Genomic DNA, 14,037 nt, shown 5'->3' with positions numbered 1-14,037 from the left:
CTCCTCGCAGGCTTGCCGGCAGTTTACGCCAAATTATTACCGAGGTACAAAGTCCTAGTATTTTTGTCGGGAAAGAACAAACCGTTCGTCGCCATCGAACCAGCCTTTGAGCCGACGATAGCTACCCTTTTCCAGCCAGTGATAGCTGGCCAGCGACCCAAGGGCGATCAGCACCACGCACACGCCGAGCATCACGTAGGCATTCACCCCATAACGCTGGGCGACAAAACCGCCGGCTGACAGCACCAGCACGTGCATCAGATAGACCGAATAGGAACAGTCCCCCATCACCTTGAGCAGGCGGCTGCGCTCGAAATAGCGTTCCATCGAGATACAGGCCACCACCAGCACCGCACTCGGCAAGCCCCAGGTCAGGGCCCGCGGCGATGCCGGCCAGTGATAGATCGCCAGCAGCGCACCGGCAATACCCACCAGCGGCAGCCACAGGCCGGGGCGAATCCAGCCCTTGCGGTACAGCATGCCGATGCCAATCCCCAGCAAGAACTCATACACGATGTCCGAACGATAGAAATCGCTGATCCAGCCAAACGACGTCCACGCCTGGCACACCGCGAACAGTAACGCGCCCACCACCAGCACCCGCCACTGCCGGCGAAACAGCAGCGCCCAGGCAAACAGCACGTAGAAGAGCATTTCGTAATTCAGGGTCCAGCCGACATTCAGTGTCGGGTACACCCCATAACCACCGGGATTTTCGGAAGGTATGAACAGCAAGGACATCAACACATGGGCCGCATCGACGCTCTGGTCCGGCAACACCGGCCGGGCAAACACCACCAGCAGCGCCATCAACACCGTGTAGAACCAGTAAGCCGGGACGATCCGCAGCAGGCGATACACCAGGAATCGCCAGGGCGGCAGCTGTTTGTTCTCGGTGGAAAGGAAGATCACCAGACCACTGATGACGAAAAACACATCCACGCCCGCCGCGCCCTTGTCGACAAACAGATGGCCCAGCGCCGAATCAGCCTGGAAACCAAAGAAAATCTGCATGAAGTGATGACCCACCACGGTCCAGGCCGCCAGGGCGCGCAGTGCCTGTACTGAAATCAACATCGTCGACCCGCTCTCCCAACCATCAACACCGGTTATTCCGGTGCCTATGGCTTGGGACAGTCGTCGACGGTCAAAGGTCGATCAAAGATTCTCGTAGCGGTTCATGTCCAGCACGCCCTCTTCCAGCGGCGTGGTTTCGCGGATGTACTGCGACAGGTCGTGGAAGTACTGCCAGAACTGCGGATGGCTGCGGCGGATGCCCCAGCGGTCGACAATTTTCTCGAAGCGATTGGCGTCCTTGGCATTCTCCATGGCAGCGACAAACTCCGGTACTTGCTCCGCAGGTATGTTGAACATGAAGTTCGGGTAGCTGCTCAGCACCCCCGGGTAGATGGTCACGGTGTCCAGGCCCGGCTGATAGCGATAAGCCTCACCGAGCATGAAGGCCACGTTGCTATGGGCGCGGTTGCGCAACAGGCTGTACATCTCACGTTTGCCGCTGCGGGTTTCGATGCGCAGCATGGTCGCTTCCGGCAACAGGTCGATCACCTTGAGCCCCGCCGCCGGGCGATTGGTCAGGCGGCTCAGGGCCTGTTCGGCGTCCTGCAGCGCCGGGTCGATGCCGGGGCGCGAGCAATAGGCGCTGATGCAACGGTTGATCGGGTCCGGGCTCGCGTTCAGGTCGCCGTAACGGGCCAGCAACTGGTTGGCGAAGTCGCGCTTGGGATCTTTTTCATCAAGTTTCAGGCCCGTGGGTTTGTCATCGTCGATGGCTTCATAGTCCATCCACAGCTTGACCTTGCCGCTGTTCTGGTACCAATCGTCGAGGAAATCATCCCGCGAGTCCGCCGGCATCAAGCGCAGGAAGTTCTGCTCGGCGCCGTTGCGGATCAGGTCGAAATACAGGCGCGTCTGGGCCTGATGGGAAACGTTGCCGAACACATCGAAATTCACTGCCAACTGGTAGTAGGTGCGCTCCAGCAGCGGATAGTCGAACAACCACAGGGTTTGCGGCACTTCGCCAATCAAGCCCTTGGTCACCGAGGCGCTGTCGAAGTGGCGGAAGATGCTCAGCAAGGCGTTATCGTTGCCCGCCCACAGGGAAGCCCAGCTCGGCGGCGGCAGGTTGGCATAGCTGTCCCGGCGCAACGCTTCGTACTCGTTGCGCTTGTCGCGGTATTTGAGCCAGAGGCTGAGCACGCTGCCCACATCATCAATCTGCCCCGGCATCGCCAGCAACGGCGTGGCCTGGCCGCGGTAGCGGGCATCGGTGATGTACAGGTCGTGGTCGGGGTCCTGGAACAGGGTCCAGAAGTTGTCGCGGATCACGTCCGTGGCGATTTGCCCACGGCATACCGGCCCGCGAATAAAGGTACGCACGAAGTATTCGGCGTTATCCAGCATGAACTGATAGCGCGCCTTGGCCGGAATCGCCTCGAAGGTCTCGAACGGGTTGGCCCGCCGGCCCGGCCCGTAGCCCGGCAAGGCGTTCACCTGCCAGTCATGGGTGTAGAACAGCGACTTGATCCGGGCCATTTTCTCGGCGCTGAACGGATAGGTGATGTGGGTCTTGTGCACGATCACCCCCTGCACCGGCCACAAGCGGTAGTACACCTGGGTGCCCGGGTCGTCGTTGGGGCGGCGGGTGTTGATCAGGTCGATCGGCTGCCCGCTCGGGGTGCGCGAGCGTACCCACTGGAAGAAATGCCCCGGCTCGCCGCCTTCAAAGTAGATGTGGGCGAGGAACAGGTGCTCGAACAACCAGCGCGCCACCAGGCTTTCCCGGGCGCCGGGCTGGTTGAACAGGTTTTCCCATTGCTGCACTTGCAAGGCTTCCTGGGCACTGGGGGCCAGGCCTTGTTCGTCGATCGGTGCACCGGAGGCCAGCCAGCGTTGCAGGGTCTGGTACTGCTGGTCGGTCAGGCCGGTGACGGCCAGCGGCATGCCTTCCTTCGGGTGGTTACCTGCGTAGGCGTTGAATTCCCCCGGCATCGGGCAGGTATTTTCGCGGTTCAGGCCCAACACGATGTCGTCGGGCAGTTTGGCGTTGGGCGCGAGCGGCGCGTTATGCCCCAGCTCCAGCATGCGCGCCATCAGTGCAGCCTGGCTGCCCTGGGCGTCGAGTACCGAGTAGAAATCCTTTTGCTGCCAGGCGGCCTTGCCGAAGGCGTCATAGAACAAACGGGTGGGCTGGCTGGCCTGGCTGCGGTCGCCGTCATACACCGGTACTTTGGTCGCGCCACGTGCGGCACCTTCGGCACTGCCGAGGTTGAGCTGGCAGGCCGAGTCATAGCAGGCGTGGCAGGCCACGCATTTCTCGGTGAGGATCGGCTGGATGTCACGGGTATAAGAGATCGCCGGGGCGGGACCTTCTGCCTGTGCGGTGAGGGCGAACAGCGCAAACGCGGCGCTGACGATGAGGCGAAGTGACATGTTCCCGGTCCCGATTCAATGCGTGCAGTGAAAAAGCAGTCGATTCTACCGATGTAACACCCTCGCCAACATGAGCGATATTCATGTAAACCCGGCACATGCTCTAAAAGCGCACAGGTTTGTTATGATCTTCGCCCTCCGTAATACCTGACCAGAGTAGTCCCATGCCCGATCGTAGCGCTCGTCTGCAAGCCCTCCACCAAGCCCTCAAGGAACGCATCCTGATCCTCGACGGCGGCATGGGCACGATGATCCAGAGCTACAAGCTGGAAGAGCAAGACTACCGTGGCAAACGCTTCGCCGACTGGCCGAGCGACGTCAAGGGCAATAACGACCTGCTGGTGATCACCCGTCCGGACGTGATCGGCGGCATCGAAAAAGCCTACCTGGATGCCGGCGCCGACATCCTGGAAACCAATACCTTCAACGCCACGCGCATTTCCATGGCCGATTACGGCATGGAAGACCTGGCCTACGAATTAAACGTAGAAGGCGCGCGCCTGGCGCGCAAGATCGCCGACGCCAAGACCCTGGAAAACCCGACCAAGCCGCGCTTCGTCGCCGGCGTGCTGGGCCCGACCAGCCGTACCTGCTCGCTGTCGCCCGATGTGAACAACCCCGGCTACCGCAACGTGACCTTCGATGAGCTGGTGGAAAACTACACCGAAGCCACCAAGGGCCTGATCGAGGGCGGCGCCGACCTGATCCTGATCGAAACCATTTTCGACACCCTCAACGCCAAGGCTGCGATCTTCGCCGTACAGGGCGTGTTCGAGGAACTGAACGTCGAACTGCCGATCATGATCTCCGGCACCATCACCGACGCCTCCGGCCGTACCCTGTCGGGCCAGACCACCGAAGCGTTCTGGAACTCGGTCAGCCACGCCAAGCCGCTGTCTGTGGGCCTGAACTGCGCACTGGGCGCGAGCGAGCTGCGTCCGTACCTGGAAGAGCTGTCGAACAAGGCCAACACCCACGTGTCGGCGCACCCGAACGCCGGCCTGCCCAACGAATTCGGCGAGTACGATGAACTGCCGTCGCAAACCGCGAAGGTCATCGAAGAATTCGCCCAGAGCGGCTTCCTGAACATCGTCGGCGGTTGCTGCGGCACCACGCCGGGCCACATTGAAGCCATCGCCAAGGCCGTGGCCGGCTACGCACCGCGCCCGATCCCGGACATTCCGAAGGCCTGCCGCCTGTCGGGCCTGGAACCGTTCACCATTGATCGCAGCTCGTTGTTCGTCAACGTCGGCGAGCGCACCAACATCACCGGTTCCGCGCGCTTCGCCCGTTTGATCCGTGAAGACAACTACACCGAAGCCCTGGAAGTCGCCCTGCAGCAGGTGGAAGCCGGTGCCCAGGTGATCGACATCAACATGGACGAAGGCATGCTGGATTCGAAGAAGGCCATGGTGACCTTCCTCAACCTGATTGCCGGCGAGCCGGACATCTCCCGCGTACCGATCATGATCGACTCCTCCAAGTGGGAAGTGATCGAGGCCGGCCTGAAATGCATCCAGGGCAAGGGCATCGTCAACTCCATCAGCATGAAGGAAGGCGTGGAGCAGTTCATTCACCACGCCAAGCTGTGCAAGCGCTACGGCGCGGCAGTGGTAGTGATGGCGTTCGACGAAGCCGGCCAGGCCGACACCGAAGCGCGCAAGAAAGAAATCTGCAAACGCTCCTACGACATCCTGGTGAATGAAGTCGGCTTCCCGCCGGAAGACATCATCTTCGACCCGAACATCTTCGCGGTCGCCACCGGTATCGAAGAGCACAACAACTACGCCGTCGACTTTATCAACGCCTGTGCCTATATCCGCGACGAGCTGCCGTATGCGCTGACTTCGGGTGGCGTGTCCAACGTGTCGTTCTCGTTCCGTGGCAACAACCCGGTGCGTGAAGCGATTCACTCGGTGTTCCTGCTCTACGCGATCCGCAACGGCCTGACGATGGGTATCGTCAACGCCGGCCAGCTGGAGATCTACGACCAGATCCCAGCCGAGCTGCGTGACGCGGTAGAAGACGTAGTACTCAACCGAACCCCGGAAGGCACCGACGCCCTCCTCGCCATTGCCGACAAGTACAAGGGCGACGGCAGCGTCAAGGAAGCCGAGACTGAAGAGTGGCGCGGCTGGCCGGTGAACAAGCGCCTGGAACACGCGCTGGTCAAGGGCATCACCACCCACATCGTCGAAGACACCGAGGAATCCCGACAGTCGTTCGCGCGCCCGATCGAGGTGATCGAAGGGCCGCTGATGTCCGGCATGAACATCGTCGGCGACCTGTTCGGCGCCGGCAAAATGTTCCTGCCCCAGGTGGTGAAATCCGCCCGGGTGATGAAGCAGGCCGTGGCCCACTTGATCCCGTTCATCGAGCTGGAAAAAGGCGACAAGCCGGAAGCCAAGGGCAAGATCCTGATGGCCACGGTGAAGGGCGACGTGCACGACATTGGCAAGAACATTGTCGGCGTGGTGCTGGGTTGCAACGGCTATGACATCGTCGACCTGGGCGTGATGGTCCCGGCCGAGAAAATCCTGCAAGTGGCCAAGGAACAGAAGTGCGACATCATCGGCCTGTCGGGGCTGATCACCCCGTCCCTGGACGAGATGGTGCACGTCGCCCGCGAGATGCAGCGCCAGGATTTCCACCTGCCGCTGATGATCGGTGGCGCCACCACTTCCAAGGCCCACACGGCGGTGAAGATAGAGCCTAAATACAGCAACGACGCGGTGATCTACGTCACCGACGCCTCCCGCGCCGTGGGCGTGGCGACGCAATTGCTGTCCAAGGAATTGAAGCCAGCGTTCGTTGAAAAAACCCGCCTGGAATACATCGACGTACGCGAGCGCACCTCCAACCGCAGCGCCCGCACCGAGCGCCTGAGCTACCCGGCCGCCATCGCCAAGAAGCCGCAGTTCGACTGGAGCAGCTACACGCCGGTCAAGCCGACATTTACCGGCTCGAAGGTGCTGGACAATATCGACCTCAACGTCCTGGCCGAGTACATCGACTGGACACCGTTCTTCATCTCCTGGGACCTGGCCGGCAAGTTCCCGCGCATCCTCACGGATGAAGTGGTGGGTGAAGCGGCAACGGCGCTGTACGCCGACGCACAGGAAATGCTCAAGAAGCTGATCGATGAAAAACTCATCAGCGCCCGCGCGGTATTCGGTTTCTGGCCGACCAACCAGGTGCAGGACGATGACCTGGAAGTCTACGGCGACGATGGCCAGCCGATTGCCAAGCTGCACCATTTGCGCCAGCAGATCATCAAGACCGACGGCAAGCCGAACTTCTCCCTGGCCGACTTCGTCGCGCCCAAAGACAGCGGCGTGACCGACTACATCGGTGGCTTTATCACCACCGCCGGCATCGGTGCCGAGGAAGTCGCCAAGGCCTACCAGGACGCTGGCGACGACTACAACTCGATCATGGTTAAAGCGTTGGCCGACCGCCTGGCCGAAGCCTGCGCCGAGTGGCTGCACCAGCAAGTGCGTAAAGAACACTGGGGCTACGCCAAGGACGAGCAACTGGACAACGAAGCGCTGATCAAAGAGCAGTACAGCGGCATCCGCCCTGCCCCGGGCTACCCGGCGTGCCCGGATCACACCGAGAAGGCCCAGTTGTTCCAACTGCTGGACCCTGAAGCCCGCGAAATGCACGCCGGCCGCAGCGGTGTGTTCCTGACAGAGCACTACGCGATGTTCCCGGCCGCGGCCGTCAGCGGCTGGTACTTCGCTCACCCGCAGGCGCAGTACTTTGCGGTGGGTAAAGTCGACAAGGATCAGGTCACCCGCTACACCGCTCGCAAAGGCCAGGACCTGGCCGTGACCGAGCGGTGGCTGGCGCCGAACCTGGGTTACGACAACTGAGCCAGCCGCGTGCGTTCGCGCGCGGATAGCGCAATGGCCAGGGTCTGCTGCTCGTTGCGGTTTTGCGTATCCAGTGCGGCGATTTCCTTGAGGTACTGCGGGTTGATATCCGGCCGACGCGCAATCGCCGTGTTGGCCACGCCCTCCACTGCTTCGAGACGGATCATGCCGGTTGCCAGCTTAAACAAGCCTGCACCCTGCTGCTCCGGTGCCACCGCCTGGAGCGCCTTGAACTCATACACACTGACTTCCAGGTCGCCGAACAACAGGATCCAGCCGTCTGCGCACGTCACTCGCACCCGCATGGCCTGGGCTCAACGCCTGGACCAGCAACGGCCTGGCGAACTCGGTGATGCTGTTGAGCCCTTTTAGGTAGGGTGCCGGCCAACGCCTGATGCGACGTGCGCAGCGCTTCAACGGGGGCTACATAGATGCCACGGGGCTTTCCCGCGAACTTGACTATCCTTAAGGCTGATCCCCTGACCGGAGGCACCATGGACGAGTCCAACAACAAACCACCAACGTTCTGGCAAATGCTCCACAGCGTCATGGCTGCGGCGTTTGGCGTGCAGAGCGGCAAAAACCGCGCTCGGGACTTCACCCACGGCAAGCCCAGCCACTTTGTGGCGCTGGGCATTCTGTTCACGGTGTTTTTTGCCTTGACCCTGTTTGGCATCGTCAAGCTGGTGTTGCTCCTGGCCGGGGTGTGAACCGGCTCAGTGCATCAGCAGTTGCAGGCTGAATGGGTAGCGATAGGAAGCCGGCTTGCCCTCGGCCGACAAGGCGCGAAAGTCGACGCGGTAGTCCTGGCTCGCGTTGATCTGCAGCAGGCGGGCAGCCGCTGCCGGGTCGATCAACTGGAACAGCACTTCCCTGCGCTCTCGCCCGCCATACCGGGTGATGTCCAGCCCCAGGGCATCGTCATGCAGCAACACCATCGCCCAGCCGCCGACGGTAAAGTGCCCGGCCACCAAGGCACTCACGCGGCCATCGAGCCGTGCCTGGAGGATTTCGGGCGAACTGTTGACCGCGCTGAACAGCACGTCCTTGCCCGGCGTGCGCCCGTCGTCTTGCAGCGCGTCCATCGCGCCCAGCGCCATCTCATCATTGGCTGACCACACCAGTGCCGTCTGCGGGTAGCGCTTGAACAGCTGCGTGGCCTGTTCGAACGCCCGCTGGCGGCTCCACTCGCCATACACCAACTGGCGCAGGCGCACCTGCGGGTAGTCGTTCAGTGCGCGGCGCAAGCCCTGTTCACGCAGCTGTGCCGCCGGGGTGGTCTTGACGCCGGAGAACGCCAGCAGGTCAAGGGTATGCCCCGGAGAAACCGGCCCGTGCAGGCGCAACAGTTCCTTGAGCATCAGATAGCCGGCCTCCTCGTCATTGGCCACCAGGCTGCCAATCCAGTTGGGGTATTTGCCCGCGTCCAACAGTTGAGTCTGGTCCGCGGTCAGCGCGTTGTTGACGATCAGCAGCTTGACCCCGCTGCCTTGGGACAGGCGCAAGATCTGCGGGGCGATGTACTGTTCGTTGACCAGCACCAGGTAGTCCGGACGCGCGCTGCCTTGCAGGGCTTCACGGGCCTGCAACAGCGTGGTCTCGGGATTGCGCTCGGAATAGCGCACACGCAAATCCAGGCCGAGGTCCCTGGCGGCGGCCTGCATGAATTGCGCGTAGCTGACCCAGAAGGTCTCGGTCGAATTGCCAGGGTTGAGAAACACCACCGACGTCGCTTGGGCAACCGCCCAGAACGGCATGCTCAGCACCAGCAAGCACTTGCAGAGAACCTTCAACATCGTTGCCTGAGCCCTTCGGAATGACCGCCCATGATAATGACATCGGGCCGGTCAATCTCGGTTAATTGCCGATTGTCGGACAATTCAGCTCGGGTAACACCCTTTATTGATGGCTGACCCAGAACACTGCAGTGGAAACCACCAGGATAATCAAGAACAGAATGGCCCAGGCATCGACACTGCTGTCACTTTTGCGGGCTTTGGTCGGATTGCTCATAGCATCGCCTCTTGTCGGTTTTATAGGTGATTGCACAAAGACACGAGCACAGTAAAGATCATGATTGCCCGCATGACAAATGTGGGTATCACGATAACCGTTCTCATTAGGCGATTTGGTTATTTGCATATACTCAAACATCACTTTTGCGCATAAACGCAAACTGGTATCGTGCGCCGGCTCCGTTGGGAGTGCGCGGCCGTGCGCGCAGATTTGCCGAGAACAGGACCTATATGTACGTATACGACGAATACGATCAGCGCATCATCGAGGACCGCGTCAAGCAGTTCCGTGATCAGACCCGACGCTATCTGGCAGGCGAACTGAGCGAAGAAGAGTTCCGCCCTCTGCGCCTGCAAAATGGCCTTTATGTTCAGCGCTTTGCGCCGATGCTGCGGGTTGCCGTGCCTTATGGCCAACTGACTTCCCGTCAGACGCGCATGATGGCCAAGATTGCCCGCGACTTCGACAAGGGCTACGCCCACATCAGTACCCGCCAGAACGTGCAGTTCAACTGGCCGGCCCTGGAAGACGTGCCGGACATCCTGGCTGAATTGGCCACCGTGCAGATGCACGCCATTCAGACCAGCGGTAACTGCCTGCGCAACGTGACCACCGACCAATTCGCCGGCGTTGCCGCTGACGAGCTGATCGACCCGCGCCCGTGGTGTGAGATCGTCCGTCAATGGACCACCTTCCACCCGGAATTCGCCTACCTGCCGCGCAAGTTCAAGATCGCCATCAATGGCTCGACCTCGGACCGCGCCGCCATCGAAGTGCACGATATCGGCCTGGAGCCGGTGCATAACGCCGCGGGCGAGTTGGGCTTCCGTGTGCTCGTCGGCGGCGGCCTCGGCCGTACGCCGGTGGTGGGTGCCTTCATCAACGAATTCCTGCCATGGCAGGACCTGTTGAGCTACCTCGACGCGATCCTGCGGGTCTACAACCGTTATGGCCGTCGTGACAACAAGTACAAGGCCCGGATCAAGATCCTGGTAAAAGCGCTGACCCCTGAGGTGTTTGCCCAGAAGGTCGACGCCGAGATGGAACACCTGCGCGGCGGCCAGACCACCCTGACCGAAGCCGAAGTGCACCGCGTTGCGAAACACTTCGTCGACCCGGACTACAAGGCCCTGAGCAATCAGGACGCCGAGTTGGCCGCGCTCGACCAGCAGCACCCGGGTTTCGCCCGCTGGCGCACCCGCAACACCCTGGCCCACAAAAAGCCGGGCTATGTGGCCGTGACCCTGTCGCTGAAACCTACCGGTGTTGCACCGGGTGACATCACCGACAAGCAACTGGACGGCGTCGCCGACCTGGCCGAGCGCTACAGCTTCGGCCAACTGCGCACCTCCCACGAGCAGAACATCATCCTCGCCGACGTCGAGCAGTCCCAACTGTTCACCCTGTGGGGCGAGCTGCGCGAGCAGGGTTTTGCCACGCCGAACATTGGCCTGCTGACCGACATCATCTGCTGCCCGGGCGGCGACTTCTGCTCCCTGGCCAACGCCAAGTCGATCCCGATTGCCGAATCGATCCAGCGCCGCTTCGACGACCTGGACTACCTGTTCGACATCGGCGAGCTGGACCTGAACATTTCCGGTTGCATGAACGCCTGTGGTCACCACCACGTCGGCCACATCGGCATCCTGGGCGTGGACAAGAAAGGCGAAGAATTCTACCAAGTGTCCCTGGGTGGCAGCGCCAGCCGCGATGCGAGCCTGGGCAAGATCCTCGGCCCGTCCTTCGCCCAGGAAGCCATGCCTGACGTGATCGGCAAGCTGATCGACGTGTACGTTGAACAGCGCACCGAAGATGAGCGTTTCATCGACACCTACCAGCGCATCGGCATTGACCTGTTCAAGGAGCGCGTCTATGCAGCGAATCATTAAGAACAACGAAGTCGTCGACGAAACCTGGCACCTGCTGCCCAAGGACGCGAGCTTCGATGGCATCTCCAACTGCGACGACCTGATCGTGCCGCTGGCCCTGTGGCGCGAACACGCTCACGCCCTCAAGGCCCGCGACGGCGGCCTGGGTGTGTGGCTGGACGCCGATGAAGAAGCCGAAGAGATCGGTGATGACGTGGAGCACTTCCAGGTCATCGCCCTGAACTTCCCGGCCTTCACCGACGGTCGCAACTACTCCAACGCCCGCCTGCTGCGTGACCGTTATGGTTACAAGGGCGAGCTGCGGGCGATTGGCGATGTGCTGCGCGACCAGTTGTTCTACCTGCGCCGCTGCGGGTTCGATGCCTTCGCCTTGCGCGCAGACAAAGACCCTTATGAAGCGCTGGAAAGCCTCAAGGATTTCTCGGTGACGTACCAGGCCGCGACGGATGAACCGTTGCCGTTGTTCCGCCGCCGGTAAGCCTCGCTGTCAATAAAAAGCCCCGACCCGTCGGGGCTTTTTGCATTCAGACGGTGGGCTGCAATGCGAGTTGCACCGCGCCATCGACACTCAACCCGCTGATCAGCACCTGCGGCGCGCACGCCTCAGGCAACGTCTGCAACACCTCCTGCGCCTCATGCCGCACCCTGGCCAGCACCAGGCACTTGCCCTCCCCTTGCACTTGTACGAAAAACGCCTGCAATGCCTCGATGCTGGTGCCGTCCAGGTCGGGGGATTCTTCCAGACTGAGCACCACCGTGTGCACCGGTAACGTAGCGTGCCGCATCAGGCTCAACACCGCCCCCAACACCCGCTCGGCATTCGCGAAGAACAGCGCCTCACTGGGCCGTACGATCAGCACACCGGGGATCCGTTCGGCGCTCGGGTGATGCAGCAAGTCGACAAAATCATGCCCACCGTCAATGCGCCCCAGCTCACGCACGTCCGCCGACGACATCTGGCGCAGCATCAACACCACGCTGATGCCGACCGCCACCAGCAGGCCGTCCAGCACGCCGAGCACCAACACCGCCGCCACCGCGCAAATCACTAGCAACCGGTCGCGCCGCCAGGAGAAATAGCGGCCCAAGGGCTGCAGGCTCAAGCCACGACCCAAGGCATAAATGACGATGGCGGCCAGTACCGGCTCCGGCGTCAATGCAACCAGGGGCAGCACTGTCAGTACGATCGCCAACACCACCAATGCCGCCACGGCGCCCGCCAGCCGGGAGTTGGCTCCCGCCGCCTCATTGGCCGACGTCGCGGAATAACCAGCGCCCGTGGGCATGCCCTGGAACAGCCCGGACAACAGGTTGGCCGCCCCCAGCGCCAGCAAGTCACGGTTGGATGACACGCGATCACCATGCTTGAGGGCGAACGAGCTGATGGAGCCGTAGGACTCGGCGTAAAGAATCATCACCATGGCAAACGCCAATTCCCCCAGGCGCAACCAGTCGGCGAACGGCAACACCGGAAGGTGCGCGAACTCCAGGCGCAGGTCGATCACACCGATCAATGCCACGCCATGGGCCTGCAGATCCAGCCACTGGCCGGCGGCAATCCCGAGGATCACCACCAGTAACCCGCCCGGCAGGCGCTTGACTCGCGCGCACAGCCAGAGCAGCAGCAACGCGACACCCGCTACGGCAGCGGCGGCCCAGTTCCAACGCGGCAGTTGCTCCAGGAGTTGAGGCAGGAAGCGAATCAGGTTGTTATCGGTCAGGTGCACGCCCACCACGCTGGCCAACTGCTTGAGGATGATGGTCAGCGCCAGGCCAAAGGCAAAGCCGCGCAACACGGGCTTGGCGATAAACGAGGTCAGCCCGCCCAGCTTGAGCAACCCGGCCAACAGGAAAAACGCCCCGGTCACCAATACCAGGCCCATTGCCAGGCTCAGCCTGAGTGCCGGATCGTTCCCGGCCAACGTCGCCGTGGCCGCCGCCAGCACCGCCGCCGAGGATGACGTGGCGGAGACAATCGCGAAGCGGCTGGTGCCAAACAGGCCGTAGCACAACAAGCCGGCAAACAAGGCGATCACCCCCGCCTGGGGCGGCAATGCGGCGATGCTGGAATAGGCCACGGCTTCGGGCAGCAACAAGCCGGCGATGGACAGCCCGGCCAATAAGTCCTGGATGCGGTTCTGTCGGGTCTCAGTTGTCAATCGGGCCTACCCATCCTGGCAAGTAACGGGCTTGCTGGCTGCGGGCCAGGGTCATGGCCTTGCCCATCAACTTGGGGCTCAGGTCGCCGATCAGGTCGCTGCCAATGCGGCTGCGGAAAAAGTCGGCCCAGAGAAACTCGCTGAAGGGCGCAGCGTCCTTGGCATAGCCACCGGCGGTACGCAGCAGGCCCGCGAGACTGCGGTAGGGATCGTCCTGCAGTTCGGTAATCCGTCGGGGAATCGCGTCGTAAGAGCGACGAATACCCCGCGCATCATAGGGATGCACCCATTGGTTGAAGGTCATGACGTTCCAGAACGTAGTGCGCTCGACAAACGACAGGTCCTTGAGCACCAGCAACGACACGCTCTTGACTTCCTCCTGCAACAACGCCAGGCCGAAGTGATGATGGTCGGTGATGTAGTAACGTTCGTCCGGCCCCAGCACACAGGGAAACCAGTGCTGGTCGAGTGCAGCCGCGCGCTCCTTGCGCTTGAGCTTTTTCCAGGCCTCGCGCTTGGTCGCGACCTCGGCGAGGCCCACCGTCAATTGGGTGGGGTGCAGTTTTTCCACTTGCCGGTGATCAACTGCGGGCGGGCGCGAGCCATGAACAACCTCCAGGTAAGAATTCGACGTGCCCTGTCAGACAC

10 protein-coding genes are annotated in these 14,037 nt (G+C 61.7%); 4 read left to right on the top strand and 6 right to left on the bottom strand.

All coding sequences use genetic code 11. The annotated features are described in order from the left end of the window. Nucleotides 1-54: 54 nt before the first annotated feature. Entirely contained in the window at nucleotides 55-1,077 is a 1,023-nt protein-coding gene (locus tag D109_RS0128685) for an acyltransferase (RefSeq protein WP_017479950.1), read from the bottom strand. Nucleotides 1,078-1,158: 81 nt separating this feature from the next. Beyond that, entirely contained in the window at nucleotides 1,159-3,450 is a 2,292-nt protein-coding gene (locus tag D109_RS0128680; protein WP_017479949.1) for a fatty acid cis/trans isomerase, read from the bottom strand. Nucleotides 3,451-3,614: 164 nt separating this feature from the next. On the opposite strand from D109_RS0128680, the gene metH reads away from it, so the two are divergent. Further along, on the top strand, nucleotides 3,615-7,325 hold the full coding sequence (gene metH / locus D109_RS0128675) for a methionine synthase (RefSeq protein ID WP_017479948.1): 3,711 nt from the start codon (nucleotides 3,615-3,617) through the stop codon (nucleotides 7,323-7,325). On the opposite strand, the gene D109_RS0128670 is transcribed toward metH, so the two are convergent. Further along, entirely contained in the window at nucleotides 7,313-7,630 is a 318-nt protein-coding gene (locus D109_RS0128670; RefSeq protein WP_017479947.1) for an NEL-type E3 ubiquitin ligase domain-containing protein, read from the bottom strand. The two genes, metH and D109_RS0128670, sit on opposite strands and share 13 nt — an antisense overlap. A gap of 189 nt (nucleotides 7,631-7,819) precedes the next feature. Between D109_RS0128670 and D109_RS0128665 the strand changes: the two genes are divergently transcribed. After that, on the top strand, nucleotides 7,820-8,035 hold the full coding sequence (locus tag D109_RS0128665) for a DUF2970 domain-containing protein (protein WP_017479946.1): 216 nt from the start codon (nucleotides 7,820-7,822) through the stop codon (nucleotides 8,033-8,035). Between the two features lie 6 nt (nucleotides 8,036-8,041). Here the strand turns inward: D109_RS0128665 and D109_RS0128660 are convergent, their stop codons facing one another. Then, nucleotides 8,042-9,121: an ABC transporter substrate-binding protein gene (locus D109_RS0128660; protein WP_017479945.1), complete on the bottom strand. Its 1,080-nt coding sequence runs from the start codon at nucleotides 9,119-9,121 to the stop codon at nucleotides 8,042-8,044. Nucleotides 9,122-9,571: 450 nt separating this feature from the next. On the opposite strand from D109_RS0128660, the gene D109_RS0128650 reads away from it, so the two are divergent. After that, on the top strand, nucleotides 9,572-11,230 hold the full coding sequence (locus D109_RS0128650) for a nitrite/sulfite reductase (protein ID WP_017479944.1): 1,659 nt from the start codon (nucleotides 9,572-9,574) through the stop codon (nucleotides 11,228-11,230). After that, nucleotides 11,214-11,708: a DUF934 domain-containing protein gene (locus D109_RS0128645; protein ID WP_017479943.1), complete on the top strand. Its 495-nt coding sequence runs from the start codon at nucleotides 11,214-11,216 to the stop codon at nucleotides 11,706-11,708. Before D109_RS0128650 ends, D109_RS0128645 begins: the two co-directional genes overlap by 17 nt. A 46-nt stretch (nucleotides 11,709-11,754) precedes the next feature. On the opposite strand, the gene D109_RS0128640 is transcribed toward D109_RS0128645, so the two are convergent. Together D109_RS0128640 and D109_RS01000000132220 are read right to left on the bottom strand one after the other, a co-directional pair. Continuing rightward, a complete protein-coding gene (locus D109_RS0128640; RefSeq protein ID WP_026078281.1) occupies nucleotides 11,755-13,389 on the bottom strand; it encodes a SulP family inorganic anion transporter in 1,635 nt (544 codons plus the stop codon). Continuing rightward, a complete protein-coding gene (locus tag D109_RS01000000132220) occupies nucleotides 13,379-13,960 on the bottom strand; it encodes a ParB-like protein (protein WP_017479941.1) in 582 nt (193 codons plus the stop codon). Before D109_RS01000000132220 ends, D109_RS0128640 begins: the two co-directional genes overlap by 11 nt. Between the last annotated feature and the right edge of the window lie 77 nt (nucleotides 13,961-14,037).

This window comes from Pseudomonas sp. PAMC 26793 (genome assembly GCF_000313235.1).
GTDB classification, from domain to species: domain Bacteria; phylum Pseudomonadota; class Gammaproteobacteria; order Pseudomonadales; family Pseudomonadaceae; genus Aquipseudomonas; species Aquipseudomonas yamanorum.
Note: the sequence above shows the minus strand (reverse complement) of the source record. Positions and strands in the feature narration are given on the sequence as shown.